Origin of the sequence: Vibrio sp. 1F279, assembly GCF_041439815.1 — a bacterium.
Lineage (GTDB): Bacteria > Pseudomonadota > Gammaproteobacteria > Enterobacterales > Vibrionaceae > Vibrio > Vibrio tasmaniensis_A.
Genome location: NZ_JBGOOU010000021.1, coordinates 1 through 19,452 on the forward strand (window position 1 = coordinate 1; position 19,452 = coordinate 19,452).

General features: G+C 44.1%; 15 protein-coding genes. 5 read left to right on the plus strand and 10 right to left on the minus strand.

Annotation, left to right across the window (positions count from 1 at the left end; all coding sequences use genetic code 11):
• Window positions 1–93 precede the first annotated feature (93 nt).
• The 3 genes from ACED60_RS15390 to ACED60_RS15400 all read right to left on the minus strand — a co-directional run bounded on the left by ACED60_RS15390 (window position 94) and on the right by ACED60_RS15400 (window position 2,752).
• Window positions 94–192 (minus strand): methionine/alanine import family NSS transporter small subunit, encoded by a 99-nt coding sequence (locus ACED60_RS15390; protein ID WP_009848986.1) that lies wholly within the window; start codon window positions 190–192, stop codon window positions 94–96.
• A 2-nt stretch (window positions 193–194) separates the two neighbouring features.
• On the minus strand, window positions 195–1,655 hold the full coding sequence (locus ACED60_RS15395) for a sodium-dependent transporter (protein WP_009848987.1): 1,461 nt from the start codon (window positions 1,653–1,655) through the stop codon (window positions 195–197).
• Between the two features lie 503 nt (window positions 1,656–2,158).
• Window positions 2,159–2,752 carry a porin family protein gene (locus ACED60_RS15400; RefSeq protein WP_135383971.1) on the minus strand — a complete coding sequence of 198 codons (594 nt, stop codon included), beginning with the start codon at window positions 2,750–2,752 and terminating at the stop codon, window positions 2,159–2,161.
• A gap of 139 nt (window positions 2,753–2,891) precedes the next feature.
• Between ACED60_RS15400 and ACED60_RS15405 the strand changes: the two genes are divergently transcribed.
• Together ACED60_RS15405 and ACED60_RS15410 are read left to right on the plus strand one after the other, a co-directional pair.
• Window positions 2,892–2,981 (plus strand): YnhF family membrane protein, encoded by a 90-nt coding sequence (locus ACED60_RS15405; RefSeq protein WP_102248935.1) that lies wholly within the window; start codon window positions 2,892–2,894, stop codon window positions 2,979–2,981.
• Window positions 2,982–3,022: 41 nt separating this feature from the next.
• Entirely contained in the window at window positions 3,023–4,225 is a 1,203-nt protein-coding gene (locus ACED60_RS15410) for a patatin family protein (RefSeq protein ID WP_371727924.1), read from the plus strand.
• A gap of 179 nt (window positions 4,226–4,404) precedes the next feature.
• Here the strand turns inward: ACED60_RS15410 and pyk are convergent, their stop codons facing one another.
• Window positions 4,405–5,853: a pyruvate kinase gene (gene pyk / locus ACED60_RS15415; protein WP_012603578.1), complete on the minus strand. Its 1,449-nt coding sequence runs from the start codon at window positions 5,851–5,853 to the stop codon at window positions 4,405–4,407.
• 319 nt (window positions 5,854–6,172) lie between these two features.
• On the opposite strand from pyk, the gene ACED60_RS15420 reads away from it, so the two are divergent.
• Entirely contained in the window at window positions 6,173–7,390 is a 1,218-nt protein-coding gene (locus ACED60_RS15420) for an ROK family protein (RefSeq protein WP_017097686.1), read from the plus strand.
• A 167-nt stretch (window positions 7,391–7,557) separates the two neighbouring features.
• Window positions 7,558–8,499, plus strand: coding sequence for a chemotaxis protein CheV (locus ACED60_RS15425; RefSeq protein WP_009848992.1), 942 nt, complete (start codon window positions 7,558–7,560; stop codon window positions 8,497–8,499).
• A 309-nt stretch (window positions 8,500–8,808) separates the two neighbouring features.
• On the opposite strand, the gene ACED60_RS15430 is transcribed toward ACED60_RS15425, so the two are convergent.
• The 4 genes from ACED60_RS15430 to ACED60_RS15445 all read right to left on the minus strand — a co-directional run bounded on the left by ACED60_RS15430 (window position 8,809) and on the right by ACED60_RS15445 (window position 15,090).
• Window positions 8,809–11,901, minus strand: coding sequence for an error-prone DNA polymerase (locus ACED60_RS15430; RefSeq protein WP_371727925.1), 3,093 nt, complete (start codon window positions 11,899–11,901; stop codon window positions 8,809–8,811).
• A gap of 113 nt (window positions 11,902–12,014) precedes the next feature.
• Entirely contained in the window at window positions 12,015–13,484 is a 1,470-nt protein-coding gene (locus ACED60_RS15435) for a DNA polymerase Y family protein (protein ID WP_371727927.1), read from the minus strand.
• Window positions 13,485–13,487: 3 nt separating this feature from the next.
• On the minus strand, window positions 13,488–14,195 hold the full coding sequence (gene imuA, locus ACED60_RS15440) for a translesion DNA synthesis-associated protein ImuA (RefSeq protein ID WP_371727928.1): 708 nt from the start codon (window positions 14,193–14,195) through the stop codon (window positions 13,488–13,490).
• A 154-nt stretch (window positions 14,196–14,349) separates the two neighbouring features.
• Window positions 14,350–15,090 carry a YciK family oxidoreductase gene (locus ACED60_RS15445; protein WP_371727929.1) on the minus strand — a complete coding sequence of 247 codons (741 nt, stop codon included), beginning with the start codon at window positions 15,088–15,090 and terminating at the stop codon, window positions 14,350–14,352.
• Between the two features lie 143 nt (window positions 15,091–15,233).
• Between ACED60_RS15445 and sohB the strand changes: the two genes are divergently transcribed.
• Complete coding sequence (sohB, locus tag ACED60_RS15450) at window positions 15,234–16,295, plus strand: protease SohB (protein WP_009849001.1); 1,062 nt, start codon at window positions 15,234–15,236, stop codon at window positions 16,293–16,295.
• A 185-nt stretch (window positions 16,296–16,480) separates the two neighbouring features.
• Here the strand turns inward: sohB and ACED60_RS15455 are convergent, their stop codons facing one another.
• A complete protein-coding gene (locus ACED60_RS15455) occupies window positions 16,481–18,043 on the minus strand; it encodes a SpoVR family protein (protein ID WP_371727930.1) in 1,563 nt (520 codons plus the stop codon).
• A gap of 11 nt (window positions 18,044–18,054) precedes the next feature.
• The gene (locus ACED60_RS15460) at window positions 18,055–19,326 is read right to left on the minus strand and encodes a YeaH/YhbH family protein (RefSeq protein WP_017107264.1); all 1,272 of its coding nucleotides are present in this window, start codon (window positions 19,324–19,326) and stop codon (window positions 18,055–18,057) included.
• Window positions 19,327–19,452 lie beyond the last annotated feature (126 nt).

Genomic DNA, 19,452 nt, shown 5'->3' on the forward strand with positions numbered 1-19,452 from the left:
TCCCAGCCAAATATCCGTTCAGGTTCAAGCAATAATGCTTATCCGAACGGCATTAAGCTTAGTAGCTGGCATTTTTGAATGGTTTAAATAAGGTTATTTCTGTTTGTCCATTGCACGCTTTATGCAAATTGCAGCACCACCCCAAGTGATACCAAGACCAAGAACCATCATAATAATCGCACTCGTTGTCATGATTATGCTTCCTTCTTACTTGTCATATTTATGATAATGCCAATTGCTAGTAATCCTGCGATCATCGCCCAGCCAAGAGTCAGGTCGTAGCCACCGTAACCGTCTGTAAACAATGCGCTTAGTTTAGTTGCAAGAATGATTGCAAGCATAACTGGAGTGACGAAGCGTAAACATACGTTAAACCATACGCCAATAGAGAAATCTGAAATCTCATTGACGTACGCACGTACATCGCTAACTTTGTTTAGTAGCCATGCCATTAGAAGGATTTCAATGAATCCGCCTACCATGATGCCGACGTTGTTAGCGAAGTGATCGACTAGGTCTAGTAGAAGTAGGCCGCCGTTAGTTGCAAATGCCATAGACACCACAACACCAACGCCAATAACAATACTTGCTGCTTTTTTACGGCTCCAGTTCAGCTTGTCCATAATTGCAGATGTTACTGCTTCCATAATTGAGATATGAGAGCTTAAACCAGCCACAACAAGTGCAAAGAAGAATAGTGGACCCAGAATATACGGTGCTGGAAGTAAATTAATCGCAGCAGGTAGCGTAACAAACGCAAGGCCAACGCCTGCTGATACAACTTCAGTTAATGGTTTACCTTGTTCTTGAGCCATGTAGCCAAGAACAGAGAAAATCATAATACCCGCAAGAATTGAGAAACCACAGTTGATAAGAACCGTCATGAACGCGTTGTTCGTGATATCTGATTTTTCAGGCAGGTAGCTTGAGTAAGCCAGCATGATCGCAAAACCGATACTTAGCGTGAAGAAGATTTGTCCATAAGCAGCAGCCCATACTTTTACGTCCCAGATCTTGCTGAAATCAGGTTCGAACATGTAGTTCACACCATCTAGAGCACCAGGAAGGAAAACCATGCGTCCGATAAGCAAAATCACCATTATGAACAACACTGGCATCATTACTTTAGAAGCACGTTCGATACCAGCTTTAACACCACCCACGATAGCTGCATAAGTGATTGCCCAAGCGAGTAACATTGCGCCAGCGATGCCCCATTGGATGCTACCTAGGTTCGTCGGTGAGTTATCACCTAGAGCTAGATATTCACTGAAGAAGAATGCGTTAGTGTCTGTTCCCCAGCTTTGATTGAATGACATACCGAAGTATGAAATTGCCCAACCGATAACGGCAACATAGTAGACCGCGATGACAGCCGCTACACCTACTTGGAACCAGCCAAGCCACTCAAATTTTGAGTTGATGCGCGCTAAGGTTGCAGGTGCAGAGCCACGATATTTTTGACCCATACTGAACTCTAGGATCATAAATGGGATACCAGCCGTAAGCATGGCAAATAGATATGGAATGAAAAAAGCACCGCCGCCATTTTCATAAGCCATATATGGAAAACGCCAAATGTTTCCTAAACCAATAGCAGATCCTACTGCGGCAAGGATAAATCCTGCTCGGGATCCCCACTGTTCTCGCTTCATATTTAACTCCTTTACAACTTCCCTGAGGTATGAAGCTTCTCGTCACGCTGTGCTTGGTAAGGAGATGATAGTTAAAACAGGCAAACGGTTTGACTGTTTACTTTATCTTCCGTGATTAAGCAAAAGTTTAGATTATTATGTTGTTAGCGATTGGAGAACTCAGCGGATAATTCTTAATTGTTTGATGTGTGTTTGCATAACCTGAAATATTCAGCTGATGCGTGCTAATGAGCCTACCTAGTTAGAATGGTTAAAGCAATAGATTAGGTATGTTTAATAACTGTAGGGTTATGGTCTTTAAGATGTTAAATGGTGGTTATTTTAGAGGTATTAATTGGTTTGAGGTTTTCTGATTGGTTTATGTATCTGATTTTTTAGTATTTATTAGGTTATGTGACTTTATTTAAAAGTAGAGCGTATGACTGAAATTCATACACTCTATAGTTGAACTGACCAACTATTCGGAGGTTCTATTGGTATGAGATGCTTATGGTCATCGATACTTAGAAAGTAAAACTCAGTCCGACATTGGCTTGGAATTGGTTCATCCAGTCGGTATCAAAGCGGATGATGCACTCTTGGCCGTTACTTGGGATGTTACAAACACCGGAGGTGTCGTTATCGACAACGGTACCTAGCCAACGTAGTTGTGTGTTTAGCGCTAATCGGTCACTAAATTTGTACTCTAAACCACCAAAGATAGAGGTTGAGAACCCATACTTATCTTTTGCCCAGTCTACATCGACGTAAGAAGCACCAAGGCCTAACCCCAAATAACCAGACAACACAGAAGAAGCTGGGTAGTAAATGCTACTTTGAAAGTGCAGGTATTGGATGGAGGAGCTTAGGTTGAGCGTTTCTAATTCAGAGCTTTGATTAGAATAGAAAAAGCCGATGCGTCCTTTTTCAAATGGCGTTTCAATCGCAAAGGTGTAGTTTTCAGACCCTTTCATATCATAGGTTTTACCGTCCTGGTCTTCGACACTGCCACCGCCGGTATAGCCCACCATCGGAGTAATGATGATCTCCGGCGAGGCATGTACGCTCGAAACGGAGAGAAGCGTAATCAGTGCCAATATATTTGCTTTGTTATTCATGAGTATATCCTTATCCTTACTAATTGTGATGGTTACATCAATATTGTGCGACTAATTTCGACGATTCTTGAAGATACTTCACACACCTGATAGTACTTAAATAGAGACTCGAAAAATTAATAATAAGACAGAGGTGTCTATGGACCATAATCTGAAAAATGCCCTACAAATAACGGTTGTCATCTACGCAATCATTCTCTCATTTGGCTTTATTGCAATTGGTAGTTAATACCATCTATTGCGAGGCTGGGTTTTTATACTCAGGGAATAATGAATAGTGGGATTATAACCAATATTGATATAGCAATAGACTTAGATTATTACGCTAAGTTTATTGCTGGAAAAACAGCACTGGTCGCCCAAGGTGGCGGACAGAGAAGTATTTTTACTTCTGGAGTGCTGGATGCCTTTCTTCTTTCAAATTTTGATCCCTTCGACGAGTTTTTTGGTACCTCTGCAGGTGCTCTTAATTTGTGTGCTTATCTGTGCCGCGATAAAGGCCTTGGCCGTTCTTTCCTTCTCGACCTCACAACATCACCTGAATTCTTCAATCTCTTTTCTTATATACGACACAGAAAGAACCTTGGATTAGAATGGGCCTTAGAACAAATCATGGCTTACCCATATAAGCTTGATTTGGATTTAGGACGACAAACGCTAGGCGAACGCCATTTCTATGCAGCCGTCACGGATTCTAAAGACTTACGAGATCACTACTTCCCAGTATTGGGTGAAGATTGGTACAAAGTGATGATTGCAACCTGTGCGATCCCTCGCTTATACAATGATGAAATCTTTATTGGCGACAATGCTTATGTGGATGGTGGTGTATCAGCTTGCATTCCGGTTCAAGAAGCGTGGCGTAGACAAGCCCGTTCCATTGTTGTGATCCGAACTGAGCCAGCGTTAGAGGAAGAGGTCGAGGTTCAAGCTAACAGTACGCGATTAAAAACACCCAAACCGATATCAGCCGAAGAGCTGGAATGGTTCCGCGAATCTTTTGACAGTGTTCAAGGCCATTGGCAACAAAAAGTGGAACAGTGGAAAACCGATTGGAGCTCGTTCTTTCAACAACAAATTCTCAGCTCAAAAGAACAGAAGCGCGACAGGTCACATTTGGATTTACTGAATGGTGGTCGATGGTTATTCGGGGCGGATGACATCTATAGATTAAGTCATTTAATTGGTGATAAGTTTGATTCCGGCTTAGCAGATATGCTGATGGTGCATTACCAAACTTACTCATTGACTCAGGATTTTTTGAACTCCCCACCAGACGATGCGTTTGTAGTGCAAATTGCCCCGAGTAAGCCGCTGAAATCCAATTCATTAATGAGTAATAAAGAAGATTTACTGCACGATTATGAATTGGGTTTAGAAGCCGGTTACCGATTTGTTGAAATTTATACCTCTACGAAAAATGCCCGCAGTTCACACATGCCACAGTTGGCAACCATTGCTGCTGAGAAGTAATGCTTGAGGTTGATGAGTAATATTTGAAGTTGATGAGTTAGCATGCTGTGAGCTGATCGTGCTGTTTAAGCCGATCGTTAGTGAGTCGTGTTCTGAAATGAAAAAGGGTTATTGAACTTGGTTCGATAACCCTTTTTTGTCTTGAGATTAGGCAAATCGTTTCGCCTTACGGGCAAACATTAGGTGACAGGCAAGATTCTCATACAGTTGGTTGATCCCGCCACATCCATAATGTCGCCTTGAGTGACGATAACGAGATCGCCAAACTTAAGATGCTCTTGCTCTTTTAGGCAGGTGAGCGTAGATAGGGCAATGTCAAAACTGTCTTTGGCTTCTGTCTCGAAGTAGATAGGTGTTACACCTCGGTACAAGGTGCAGCGATTAAGTGTTCCTTCGTTACGAGATAGTGCGTAGATAGGCATGTCAGCACTTAGGCGAGACATCATCAGTGCAGTACGGCCTGATTCTGTGAGAGTGACTACGCCTTTAATACCTTCCATATGGTTTGCCGAGTAGATAGTCGCCATTGAAACGGTTTCTTCGGCGGTCACAAAGGTGCGATCAATTCGGTAATTGGATTGGTTGTTAATCCCCGCCATTTTCTCAGCACCAATACACACTTCAGCCATCGATTTTACGGTTTCGACCGGGTAATCACCTGCAGCTGTTTCACCTGAAAGCATGACCGCATCTGTTCCATCAAGTACCGCATTGGCAACGTCCATGACTTCGGCACGGGTTGGCATTGGCGCTGAAATCATCGATTCCATCATTTGGGTTGCGGTGATCACCGTTCGGTTAAGCGCTCTAGCACGGCGTATAAGCTGTTTTTGTACTCCGACCAATTCAGGGTCGCCAATTTCGACTCCGAGGTCACCACGAGCCACCATGACCACATCTGAGGCCATTATGATGTCATCCATGTTCTCAACAGTGGCTACCGTCTCTGCTCGCTCTACTTTTGCTACAAGGTGAGCTTCTAAACCTGCTTCTCGTGCGAGCTGACGAGCGTAGTGCATGTCTTCGCCATTGCGTGGGAAAGACACCGCGAGGTAATCCACTTTGATTTGTGCGGCGGTGACGATGTCGCGTTTGTCTTTTTCTGTCAGCGCTTCTGCGGAAAGGCCGCCGCCTTTCTTGTTTATGCCTTTATTATTCGAGAGAGGGCCGCCAATGATGACTTCGGTATGAACGCGACAACCTTCCACTTCGGTTACTTTTAGCTGCACACGACCATCGTCGAGCAACAGGATGTCGTTAGCTGAAACGTCGTTAGGTAATTCTTTATAATCAAGACCGACCGCTTGTTGGTTGCCTTCGCCTAAACCAAGGCTACTGTCGAGAGTAAATTGGTCACCAACGGCAAGTTGGATTTTGCCATCTTTGAATGTTGACACTCGAATCTTGGGACCTTGTAAGTCACCGAGAATAGCGATCTGAGTGCCAAGTTTTTTGGCTATTGCTCGGACATTTTCTGCACGTTGTATATGGTCGTCGCTAGTGCCGTGAGAGAAGTTCATACGGACGACATTGGCACCAGCTTTGATGATCTCTTCAAGCACGTTACCTTTATCAGTAGAAGGGCCTAGCGTTGTGACGATTTTCGTTTTTCTTAATTCGGCTGTCATGAATACTCCTAGAGTGAGGCCAAGTAATCTTTTAAAAGACTGAATTAAGTATATGCATTAATTGATTATTTATTGGGAGCTAGAAGGATATTTCTTTATTTGTATCCAATTATTGAATTCAGGACTCAATAACGATGTTTCATTAAGAAAATTAAGTCTCAATTTATCGATGTAGGTACTAATTTTTCTCGAACTATTTGACTAGATACACAAAGATTCATGTATATACGTGATACGGGTCACGGCGATATACCAAGTGACTTCACAATTACTTCGCAAAGTAAAAAAATTACCGCGTTGATGATTTCTGGAGCGTAAAATGTACATGGCTCAACCGGGCCATATTGATCATATCAAACAGGTCAATGCTGGTCGTGTATATAAACTAATTGACCTTAAAGGTCCTATTTCTCGTATCGATCTGTCCAAGCAAAGTGAGTTGGCCCCGGCGAGTATTACTAAAATTACCCGTGAACTCATTGAAGCTCACCTTATTCATGAAACGACGGTTCAAGAAGCCACGACTCGTGGGCGTCCTGCTGTCGGTCTGCAAACCAATAACGAAGGTTGGCAGTTTCTGTCGATGCGTCTTGGTCGTGGATACTTGACGATCGCGCTTCATGAATTGGGCGGCGATGTACTTATCGATACCAAGATTGATATTCATGAACGTGACCAAGACGATGTACTTGCGCGTCTTCTACATGAAATTGATGAGTTTTTCCAAACTTATGCCGAGCAACTCGATAGGGTAACAAGTATTGCGGTTACGCTACCGGGGCTTGTGAATTCTGAGCAGGGAATTGTGTTGCAGATGCCACACTATAACGTTAAAAACTTAGCGTTGGGTCCTGAGATCTACAAAGAAACAGGTCTACCTGTCTTTATTGCCAATGATACCCGAGCGTGGGCATTAGCAGAGAAGCTGTTTGGTCACTCTCAAGATAACGATAATTCCGTTCTTATCTCGATTCACCACGGTGTAGGCGCTGGGATCATTCTCGACGGTCGAGTATTGCAAGGTCGCCACGGTAACATCGGTGAGCTGGGTCATATTCAGATCGATAGACAAGGCAAGCTTTGTCATTGTGGTAATCATGGCTGTTTAGAAACGGTTGCGAGTTCACAGGCTCTCCGTGAGCAAGTCAAAGAAAGACTGGCTAATGGCGAGGCATCATCACTAACGGCGTTTGAAGATGTCACAATTGAACAGATCTGCGCTGCTGCTGCTGATGGTGATCCACTGGCTGTTGAAGTGATTGAACAGTTAGGTCGTTACTTAGGTGCCGCGATAGCGATTGTGATCAACCTTTTCAATCCTGAGAAAATCTTGATAGGTGGTGTTATCAATCAGGCTAAAAGCGTGTTGTATCCTGCGATTCAAAAGTGTATCGAAGAGCAGAGTTTATCGGTTTACCATCAAGATTTAGAACTGGTGGAATCTCGATTCTATAAACAAGCCACCATGCCAGGTGCTGCGCTTGTTAAACAAGCTTTATATGATGGCCAATTGTTAATGAAAGTGATTGAAGGCTAACCCTTTTTTTATCGTTTTTAGCCTTCCTTTAACCCTTTCCATGCACTTAAACTATGTATAACAGCATTTGTTGTACTTAGTTTAAGCATCTGTGTATTTGCGCTTTGCTTTAACCTATCGAATTAGGCTATTGTAGCCACAGTTATTATTTGTCACTAAGGTGTTGTATGTCTGGCGTTTTAAATTCTGTTGATCAGAGAACTAAACTCGTCGGTGAAAACCGTCTGGAACTCTTGTTATTTAGCTTAAATAGTCGCCAACTATTTGCGATTAACGTATTTAAAGTGAAAGAAGTCTTAAAAGTGCCTGTACTCACTCGCTTGCCAGGCTCTCACCATCATATTACGGGTGTTGCTTCTTTACGTGGTGAATCTGTACCTGTGATTGACTTACGCAGTGCGATTGGTTTCCCACCATCACGTGATGAGACTCAAGAAAACAACTTGATCATTACCGAATACAACCGAACCGTACAAGGCTTCTTGGTTGGACAAGTTCGTAATATCGTGAATACGACATGGACAGAAATCCAACCGCCACCAAAGACTACGGGTCGAGCAAACTACCTAACTGCTATCACGCATATCCAAGAAGAAGAGCAGCACAAAATCGTTGAGATCATCGATGTTGAAAAGGTGTTAGCGGAGATCATCGACTATGATGTGTCGATTTCTGACGGTGTTCTAGATCAGCAGTTAGCGAATGAAATGGTTGGCCGTAATGTGCTTATCGTGGATGATTCTTCAACAGCACGCAACCAGATCAAAGGCACCTTGTCGCAACTTGGTTTGAACATTATCGAATGTTGTGACGGCTTAGAAGCACTGACTTTACTTAAGAAGTGGTGTGATGAAGGCAAAGACATCAATCAAGAAATACTGTTGATGATCACCGATGCTGAAATGCCAGAAATGGATGGCTACAAACTGACTCATGAAGTTCGAACTGATCCTCGAATGCATGACTTGTTTATTACGCTAAATACTTCATTAAGTGGTAGTTTCAATGAAGCCATGGTTGAGAAAGTAGGGTGTAATCGCTTTATTTCTAAATTCCAACCAGACCTCTTAGTTGAAGTAACTCAAGAGCGAATGCGTCAGATTTTGTAATTAATGCAGCTGTACGGTTTGTTTCGAATGACCTTGGCGAAAACGTTTGCTAGTATTTGATACAGCATGTTTTTTAACAAAATATGCTCAACTACTAACGTAACTTTTCATGCACAATCTAAGGTAGTTCCTCTGAATGATATGGTTAACGTCTAAAGTCGTCATGACTTTGAGCTTATTACTGTATAGGGAATTTAAGAAAAGACGTACGGAAGCGGACGTTGAGGTATAACTCAACAACTTGAATTTAAGGGAAGCGGATGCTTCCCTTTTTCGTTTCTAGCGTTTCTTGGAGGGCAACTTGATTCGTTAATGAAAATCTCGGGATTTGGTGTTCAAACCAATAATGTCATCGGTAATATCGATGAGTTTACCCGCTATAACATGCACAACTTCGCCTTCCTTTTCTAATATTCCTTGTACTTTTAACGCTTTGGCTGTCAGATAAGCTTGCTGTTGAGAGCGCGCGGTTGCTCCCCATACCACGACATTAATATTGCCCGTGTTATCTTCTAATGTAACAAAGGTAACACCTGCCGCGGTTCCGGGAGCTTGTTTTCCTGTGACTAATCCAACAACCGTGACCATAGATTTGTGTCTTTGCTGTATTAAATCCTTCATGTGTGTGAATCGACCTAATCGTCCCGCTTCTTCTAGCAAAGTGATTGGGTGTTTGTTCAATGAAATTCCGACACTGGTGAAGTCTTCGAGTAGATCTTGCATCTCATTGGGTTTGTGCAGTGCATGTTCGTCATGTCCATCCCCAACATCGTCATAGACTTGGCTAAACAGAGGTAAATCAGAAGCGGAGTCCATGATTGTCCAGCGAGTCTGGAAGCGGTCTCCCGATACGTTATGTAGCGCATTGGCCGATGCCAGTAGCTCGATATCTTTCTTATTCATCGATAACTGTTTCACCTGGCTAGGGTGGCGATAACCGGATTGTGGACGATTGGCGAGCACGCTTTGAATCCCATGTTCGCTGAATCCTTTGATTTGTCGCAGCCCTAAGCGAATCGCTAAACCATTCTGATGAGCGATGACAGTGTGGTTGTCTTGTGAGGCGTTCACACATACCGGAAGAACTACCACATTGTGTCGTTGTGCGTCTTGTACCAACTGTGATGGGCTATAAAACCCCATAGGTTGGCTATTGAGCAAAGACGCGTAGAAACATTCTGGGTAGTAACATTTCAACCAAGCTGAGCAATAGGCTAAAACGGCAAACGAGGCGGAATGGCTTTCTGGAAAACCATATTCACCAAAACCGCATATCTGTTTAAAGATCTGCTCGGCAAACTCTGTCTCATAACCGCGTTTTTGCATGCCTTCGATGAGCTTGTTTTTAAACTTAAAGACGTTGCCATTTTTCTTCCAAGCCGCCATTGCGCGTCTGAGCTGATCCGCTTCACCACCTGTGAACCCTGCGGCCACCATCGCGAGCTTAATCACTTGTTCTTGGAAGATAGGTACACCCAAGGTGCGTGACAGTACCGATTCAACATCCTTCGATGGGTAACTGATTGGCTCAATACCATCTCGACGCTTTAAGAATGGGTGAACCATATCGCCTTGAATAGGCCCAGGACGTACGATAGCAATTTGGATCACTAGATCGTAATAAGTCTTTGGTTTGAGCCTTGGCAGCATGCTCATTTGCGCGCGTGACTCAATTTGGAATATCCCGACCGTGTCTGCTCGTTGAATCATGCCGTAAACCTGAGGATCGTCCTTAAGACGAGTGATCTCAGCGATAGACAGGGAACGTCCATGGAAGTGTTTGATAAGGTCGAAGCACTTACGAATCGCAGAAAGCATACCAAGCGCGAGTACATCGACCTTAAGCAGCCCCAAGACTTCAAGATCATCTTTATCCCATTGAATAATCGTTCGATCGTGCATAGCCGCATTCTCGACGGGAACCAATTCATACAAAGGCCCAGAAGAGATCACAAAGCCACCAACGTGCTGAGACAGGTGACGTGGAAAGCCAATGATTTCATTCACTAAGTGGATAAACTGCTGACCTTTCAAAGAGTCCGGTTGCAGTCCTAATTGAGTCAATTGTGCTTGCCAACCTAAGCTTTTGTCTCTGCGATTGGTGTTCTTAATAAAGTAATCAAGCTGGGTTTCCTGTAGCCCTAATGCTTTGCCGACATCTCTGACTGCGCTTTTAAAGCGATATGAAATGACAGTGGCGGCAAGTGCTGCGCGTTCTCTACCGTATTTTTTATAGATGTATTGGATGACTTCTTCACGACGCTCATGCTCAAAATCGACATCAATATCGGGCGGCTCATCGCGCTCTTTACTGATGAAGCGTTCAAATAGCACTGAGATCTGTCTTGGGTCGACAGAGGTGATCTCTAGGCAGTAACAGACCACGGAATTGGCCGCTGAACCTCGACCTTGGTAAAGAATTCCTTGGCTTTTGGCAAACATGACGATGTCGTGGATGGTGAGAAAAAAGAAAGGGTAGTCAAGCTCGTCAATTAGCCCCAACTCTTTCTCTATGATTTGTTGAATGTTGTTAGGCACGCCTTGCGGGAAGCGAGCTCGTTTTCCTTTCTCGACTAACATGCGTAGATAACTCATGGGTGTCTCACCTTGAGGAATCAGCTCGCTTGGGTATTCGTAGCGCAAGCTGTCTAAATCAAATTCGCATAGTCCAGAGATTCGGTTGCTTTCTTCTAGCCATTCAGCTTTGAATATATGAGAGATCTTATTGATGCTGCGTAAACAGCGCTCGGCATTGGCGAGTAAGTGACTGCCCACTTCGGTAATGGATTGTTGGTACTTTATTGCAGTGAGTGAGTGCTGTAAGGGTAAGCGGTTCGCGTTGTGCATCAGCACGCCACCACACGCTGTTATCGGCAGTTGGTGATGTTGTGAGAGCTCAACGCAGTAATCTGTGTATTGCTGGTCGGTTTGCTTTAGGTGTCGTTGTAAGCCGATCCAAAGCCGACCTGAATGGTGCTGGGAGAGCCATTGCCCCCAGTGCGCGTCTTCATTTTTCTGTTGAGGAAACCAAAGAATGAAGCAGTGTTTAGCCGACATGATATCCCACTCAGAGAGCTGATAATGTCCTTTGCTACTACGACGTCTCGCGTTGGTAATAATACGACACAGCTCGGCATAGGCCTCTCTATTTGGGCATAGCAAAACCACTTGGCACTCTTCATTTAACCAAAACATGCTCCCGACAATTTGCTTGAGCGACAGTTTATGTTGCTTGATTGCTGAGTGAACCTTAACGATGCCCGCGACTGAGCACTCATCAGTAACTGCGAGTGCTTTGTAACGTAAGAAGTCGGCCTGTAAAACCAACTCTTCCGCGTGCGAAGCTCCCTCAAGGAAGGAGTAATTACTTTGACAGAAAAGCTCTGAGTATTGCTGAGACATAACGTAATCTCACTTAACCATTGCGAGTGAACATGATTGAAAAGGGCGTTTAAATTGAGTAAATGGTGCGGGTTGGCGATTCAACTTTTGTTGGTTAGCTAAATAAGTGTTGGTTAGCTGAATAAGCCGTGTAAGAACCACTGTTTATCTGGTGTTCTAAATACCCATAACCATCGACCGTTTTCACTGTGAGCAATAAAGTAGTCACGAATGATCTTCTCTCCGTCCCACCAACCAGACACAATGCGCTCAGGGCCTTGAGATAAGGTGACGCTTTCGGTTAAGGCTTCGGGCTCGGGCAGTAAAATACTGGGCCGGAGTCGTTGTTGATGGACGTTGAGATCTATGGTTTGTTGCTCGCTCTCTGGGGGCGTTTGCTTTTTTGCCACAGACTTACTCAGTGTTGGGAGCGAATACTGATTGGCCTTTTCTGGCCTTGGATCATGCTGTATTTTCGGTGTTTGAATACAGGCTTGCCCAAGCTTTGCTTGCAGTAATGAGAGCAAATCTAACGCGGCAAGTGTTCCGGTATTACCATCAAAAAGATCATGGTAGGCCATTTGGGGTTCCCCATGACGAATCAAGCTGAGGGTCAGCCCTTGAACTGGTGCTGTGATCTTGAGTGACTCTAAGGTCAGATGGGTAAGGTTCGCCCATTTACTTGCAAGGTAATCGCCCTGCGCGGAATAAAAAGAGACATGATGGTCGTCTTTATCCCTTAGGTGCAAAGTCAGCGTTAACTCGAAAGCCACACGGTCACGTAACCTCAAAAAGCACTCGAGCTGATTCAACAATTTCAGCAAAGGCTTTTCGATGAATAGGATGTTTTCAATATCAAACAGCAGCTCCAAATATTGCTGGAAACTCTCTGGTGGGTGATAGAAATCAATCGGGTGCTTGAACTGCCCATTAAGACGACCAACATAGTTCACCAAGTCGATATCAAAGCGGCGCGCGACATCTTGCAAAGGCAGTTTTAATAAGTCTTCAACGACATTGATACCAACACGATTCAGGCGCTCAACTTGTTTAGTAGGCAGTTCGCTTGAACTCAGTGCTTGTTGATTAACCCAAGCTTTCATTTGTTCAACATTGTTCGTCGCTTGGTTGATGGATTGTTTGCCTAAAAGGATTGCAGAAAGCGGCGAATAACCTGTAGCAAAGCTAAACTGGATATTGAGCGTTTCTAAATGGCTTTTTAGTTCATGCCAGTAGTTATCTAGCCCATCGTAAAGCGACAGCATGTTAGAGGCTTTAATCAATAATCCATTGGGTGGCAGTAACGCCATGTCGGATGTGACCAGATAGGCCCATTGAGCAATCTCTTTCAGTTTACTTTTTTCTAGCTCAATACTGTAAGGGTGGACGTGCAAGTTATGGCAAAGCGCGGCCGCAGACCCTAGCCCCATGCCGAGTGTGGTACCTGATTGCAACGCGGCTTGGTTAGCTTGCAGCACACGATGATCTTTCTCATCGACGATGATAAGAGGCTGATTGCGTGAATCTTCGTTCGAACCCAATTCATTAGAGTTAAACAAGGTGTCCAATTGTAGGGATGAGAAATGCAGATACAACCACAGCATACGTTAGCCTTGCTTCGCAATAGGAAAAGCCAGCACAGTGTTACCAGACAATGCGTGAATTGAGCTGCTTTCATCGATGACTTTTTCTGTGAGTAACGGCCAGTTCTGGTTCATGTCCAGAATAAAACTGCCATACGACCAGCTGCCTTTTCTTTTCGTGACTTCAACCTTTAACCCTTGGACGTGAGAAGACAGCTTCATGCTTAAAGAAACGGGTAGGGATAACTGATTATGGCTGGTGGTTTTAAAATGAAATTGCAGACACTTGCCCGTTTCGCTTGCCGCTTGTAGGCGCTTGGTTTGGTGAATTTCTAGATCCGCTCCCCATAGCAAAACAGAATGACAGGCACCACTCTTGAGGCACTGCTCTGCGGCCCATAACGCATCGAGATCACGTTGAGGTTGAATAACGAGAATGTTCTCTAATTCAATGCCTTGGTTGCTAAAAAACTCGGCACAGATCTTCCCTGGAGGGTTGATGAAAATGGCCAACTTCTGCGATTTTTGTTGAGCTAAATAGGGCGTAAGTAGGCGAAGCTCGCCGATCCCTTGCTGTGATTCAACTTCAATAACGCCGTGCGTCGGGAAGCCGCCATCAAGCTGTTTATCCAGTTGAGGATAGCCTGTTGAAGTGGTACTTCCTTGCGTTGTTGATTGTAACCCTTTCCAGATTAGCTGGCGGTCTTGTAAGTTTTTTATTAGTTCATGCATAATTAAATACCTGTATATCTATACAGTATATTTAACAATGAAAAAGATGCAAAGCAAAATGACGAAAATCAGGTGAACTAACTATTAGATGGTTGATTTAGATACAAAAAAAGCCGCTATTAAAGCGACTTTTTGTTATTGCTCATAATATCAGCTACTTAGGTTGAGCATCGATACATTGGCCATTAATGTCTGTCACACTTGGGTTCATTAAGTGTAGATACAGCGGGATGATGTCGAGTGGCGTTTTTAATTTGTTCGCATCTTCACCTGGGTACGCTTTTGCACGCATGCGTGTTTGAGTACCGCCTGGGTTAATCGCATTAACACGGATATCGGTACCTTCAAGCTCATCGGCTAAGATCTGCATCATGCCTTCTGTTGCAAACTTTGAAATTGCGTAAGTGCCCCAGAATGCTCGGCCAGAGTGACCAACCGTTGAAGAGGTAAAGACAATACGACCCGCTTCCGCTTTCTTAATTACTGGCAGTAACGCTTGAGTCATTAGAAATTCAGCTTTAACGTTGATTTGCATTACGCCATCAAACGTTTCTTCATCGATTTGATCTAATGGACTTAACGTGCCAAGCACACCTGCGTTATGCAGTAGACCATCTAAACGACCGAACTGTGATTCAATGGTTTCAGCCATGTCGATGTAGTTCTGTTTTGTCGCGCCTTTTAAATCCAATGGGATAATCGCAGGCTGTGGGTAACCAGCGCTTTCGATTTCGTCGTAAATCAATTCAAGGTTTTTGACATTGCGGCCTAACAGAATAACAGTTGCACCATGTTGAGCGAAACTTAGCGCGGCTTGGCGACCAATGCCAGCACCGGCACCTGTAACCAAAATTACTTTATCTTTGAGGGCATCTGTAGAGATTGGGTAATCCACTGTGCTTATCCTTCTTTCTTTTATTATGTTCGTCATTCCATTGATGTTTAATCACACAGATAACCGCAGGAATGATGAGAAATTCTTGGTAATCGTGACAAGATGGTTACAATACACTAATTCATACAATAGGGGATATGACATTGGAATTTTTGTTGGACTACGGCTTGTTTTTAGCCAAGATTGCGACCGTTGTAATCGCCATCATTGCAATTTTAGTGATAGCTAAATCTGTGGGTGGAAAATCAAGCGCAATTAAAGGTGAGCTGGAAATCACGAACCTATCTGAGCACCACAAACAAACGATTGAACAGCTAGAGCACCATTTGCATGATGATGCTTTCATCAAAGCACGTGATAAAGCAGAAAAGAAAGCGGAAAAAGAAAAAGTAAAATCACGTGGCAAAGAAGTGAAGAAAGCAGCGAAAGAGGGTGAGCTTGATAGCAAGCGTGAACCACACCTATTCGTTCTCGACTTTAATGGCAGCATTGATGCGAAAGAAGTGGCTTCTCTACGTGAAGAGGTAACGGCGGTTTTGGCTGTTGCTCGCGAAGGTGACGAAGTCTTGCTTAAGCTTGAGTCTGGCGGTGGCATGGTTCACGGCTATGGTCTGGCGTCTTCTCAACTTGACCGTATCAAAGCGGCAGGTCTGCCTCTGACTATCTCGGTAGATAAAGTCGCAGCAAGTGGCGGTTACATGATGGCATGTATCGCAGACAAAATCGTATCTGCACCGTTTGCTATTGTTGGTTCTATTGGTGTTATCGCTCAACTGCCAAACTTCAACAAACTGCTTAAAAAGCACGACATTGAATTCGAACAGCTAACGGCAGGTGAGTACAAACGCACGCTTACTATGTTTGGTGAGAACAGTGATAAAGCACGCGAGAAGTTTAAAGAAGAGCTAGAGGAAACTCATGGTTTGTTTAAAGATTTCATCCGTGACCACAGACCTGCGCTAGATCTTGAAAAAGTAGCAACGGGTGAGCACTGGTTTGGTACACAAGCGCATGAACTTGGGCTGGTGGATGAGATTAGCACTTCTGATGATTTAGTCGTAGCGGCATGTAAGGACAAAACAGTTCTAGCGATTCACTACGTACAGAAGAAAAAGCTGTCAGACAAACTAGCGGGCGTGGCAGGTAAATCTGCAGACAGTGTGCTGATGAAGCTGATTGAACGCGGCCAAAAGCCGATTGTTTAAGCTTATTGAGTTCTAGTTCTAGGTTTAGTGCCTTACGTTCATTTGCAGACGTTTGAGCCTTAAAAAGAAAGCGCATAAGTCATCAGACTTATGCGCTTTTTTATTGCTCCACTTCCGAGCGGGTGACCACTATGTTGTAGGGGGAGCGGAGTTTTATACCAAGCACTGACTTACTGTGATTGATATTAAATCTTGGCTCCATAGTCATTACGCTTTGGACAAGTAGTCAGAATCTCTCGATGACCTGTGTCTTTGAGCTCTTCCAGAATCACATCAAAGCCCCATAAGCGATAGAGATGTTTCATCACTTCGTCGTAGCCTTTATCAAGCGGGATACGGCCGTGAGGCACATACTGCAGTGTCATCGAGCGGTCACCGCGAACAGCGACATTAAACACCTGAATATTCGGCTCAAGATTGCTTAGGTTGTATTGCGCCGCAAGCTTTTCACGAATCAAGCGATAGCCTGGGTCATCGTGAATAGCGCTTATCTCAATGGTGTTTTTGCGGTCGTCGTCGAGCACAGAGAACAACTTAAAGTCTCGAATGATTTTTGGTGAAAGGTATTGGCTGATAAAGCTTTCATCTTTGAAATTGTGCATGGCAAAGTGCACCGCCTCTAACCAATCACTTCCGGCTAACTCAGGGAACCATTCTTTGTCTTCATCAGTTGGTTCTTCACAGATACGTCGAATGTCTCTAAACATCGCAAAGCCAAGCGCATAAGGGTTTATTCCGCTGAAATAAGGGCTATTGTAGGCGGGTTGAGCAACCACACTGGTGTGGCTGTGTAGGAATTCTAAGATAAACTTATCACTCACCAAGCCTTCGTCGTAAAGGTGGTTAAGAATGGTGTAATGCCAGAAGGTTGCCCAACCCTCATTCATTACTTGAGTTTGTTTCTGAGGATAGAAGTATTGGCTTACCTTACGAACAATACGAACACACTCTCGCTGCCAAGGTTCAAGCAGTGGGGCGTTCTTCTCAATAAAATAGAGAATGTTTTCTTGAGGCTCACTAGGGAAACGTATCTTGGTTTCTTCTTCCTTACTTTTGTTCTGAGGAACCGTTCTCCAAAGTTCATTCACTTGAGATTGCAGGTAAGCTTCACGTTCTTCTTGTCTTGCGGTTTCTTCCGCAATGGAAATCTTCTCTGGGCGTTTGTATCTGTCTACGCCGTAGTTCATGAGAGCATGACAAGAATCGAGAAGTTTCTCGACTTCAGCCACACCGTATTTTTCTTCGCAATCGGTAATGTATTTTTTCGCGAACAATAGATAGTCGATAATCGAGCTTGCATCAGTCCAGGTTTGGAACAGGTAATTACCCTTAAAGAACGAGTTATGACCGTAACAGGCGTGCGCCATTACCAACGCTTGCATGGTGACCGTGTTCTCTTCCATTAAGTAAGCGATACACGGATCTGAGTTGATCACGATTTCGTACGCTAAGCCCATTTGGCCGTGTTTGTAGTTTTGTTCGGTTTGGATGAATTTCTTACCAAAAGACCAGTGGTTGTAATTGATGGGCATACCAATACTGGAGTAAGCATCCATCATCTGCTCAGAGGTAATCACTTCAATCTGGTTCGGGTAAGTGTCTAAACGGTAATGCTGCGCTACACGCTTAATTTCTACGTGATATTGCTCTAAGAGGTTGAACGTCCAATCTGGACCATCAGGCAGCATCTTGTCGTTTCTCTTCTGTGTCGCTTTGTCTTTTTCTGCAACGTTTGATTTCGCTGTCATGGCAAGCCCCCTTACGCTGTCTCTTTCTGGAACAGTTCTCTAAACACAGGAAAAATATCATCCACCGTTTTAATGTTCTTCATGGCGAAGTTATCGAAGCTCGCTTCTAGCTTCTCGTACTCGTGCCAAAGCGTTTGGTGTGAACGGCGCGTAATCTCGATGTAAGAGTAATATTGGCAAGTCGGCAATAGCGTATTGACCAGCAGTTCTTTACAGCGAGGCGAGTCATCAGCCCAGTTATCTCCATCAGAAGCTTGTGCTGCGTAGATATTCCACTCATTAGCAGGATAACGATCTGCGACAATTTCTTTCATTAGTTTTAGTGCACTAGAAACGATGGTGCCGCCCGTCTCTTGCGAGTAGAAGAACTCATGTTCATCAACTTCTTTAGCCTGAGTATGGTGACGAATAAACACTACATCGACGTTTTCATAAGTACGGTTTAAGAACAGGTAGAGCAGCACATAAAAGCGCTTAGCGATGTCTTTGGTTGCTTGATCCATTGATCCAGACACATCCATTAGACAGAACATTACCGCTTGGCTGGATGGAATAGGGCGCTTCTCGTAATTTTTGTAACGTAAATCGAAGGTGTCAATGAATGGCACGCTCTCAATGCGTTTACGCAGTTCGGCGATCTCTTCTTTTAGACGTGTTTCTTCAAAGGGTTGTGCAGGCTCAGTCATTTTAACTTGGTCGAGCTGCTCCATTAGAGTATTTAATTCACGCTTTCTGCCCGCCGTCATCGCCGTTCTTCGAGCGAGAGATTGTTGTAGAGAGCGGACAATAGCGATGTTGGATGGAATCCCCGCACTTTGGTAACCGGAGCGGTGTATCTTCCACTCAGTGATTTTGTTGACCTGATTTTTTTCAAGATTAGGGAGTGCCAAATCCTCAAAGAGAATGTCTAGGTACTCATCCTTTGATATTTGGAAAGTAAATTCGTCTTGGCCTTCGCCATCAGGGCTTGCATCACCTTGACCTGAACCGCCGCCTTGACCACCACCTTTAGGGCGCTCGATCTTGTCACCCGTGATGAACTGGTCATTACCTGGGTGAACTCGTTCTCTTACGCCGCCTTGACCTTGGTGAAAGCTTGGCTCTTTGATGTCTTTATGAGGAATAGTGACGTCTTCACCGGTTTCAGTATTGGTGATTGAGCGTCGGTTGACTGCATCGGCCACAGATTCTTTGATTTGCTCTTTATGGCGTCGTAAGAAACGCTGTCTGTTCACAGCACTCTTATTCTTGCCATTGAGCCTCCGATCGATAAATTGTGCCATAAGAACTCCCTCTCAGCTGATGTTGCGATCCTACTTTTTATTCGGGTATAAGAGTTATTAGTTTACTAAAGCTATTCGTTCGTTAGGGTATAAAGTTATTGGTTTGTACGAGCTGCCCAATTGAGC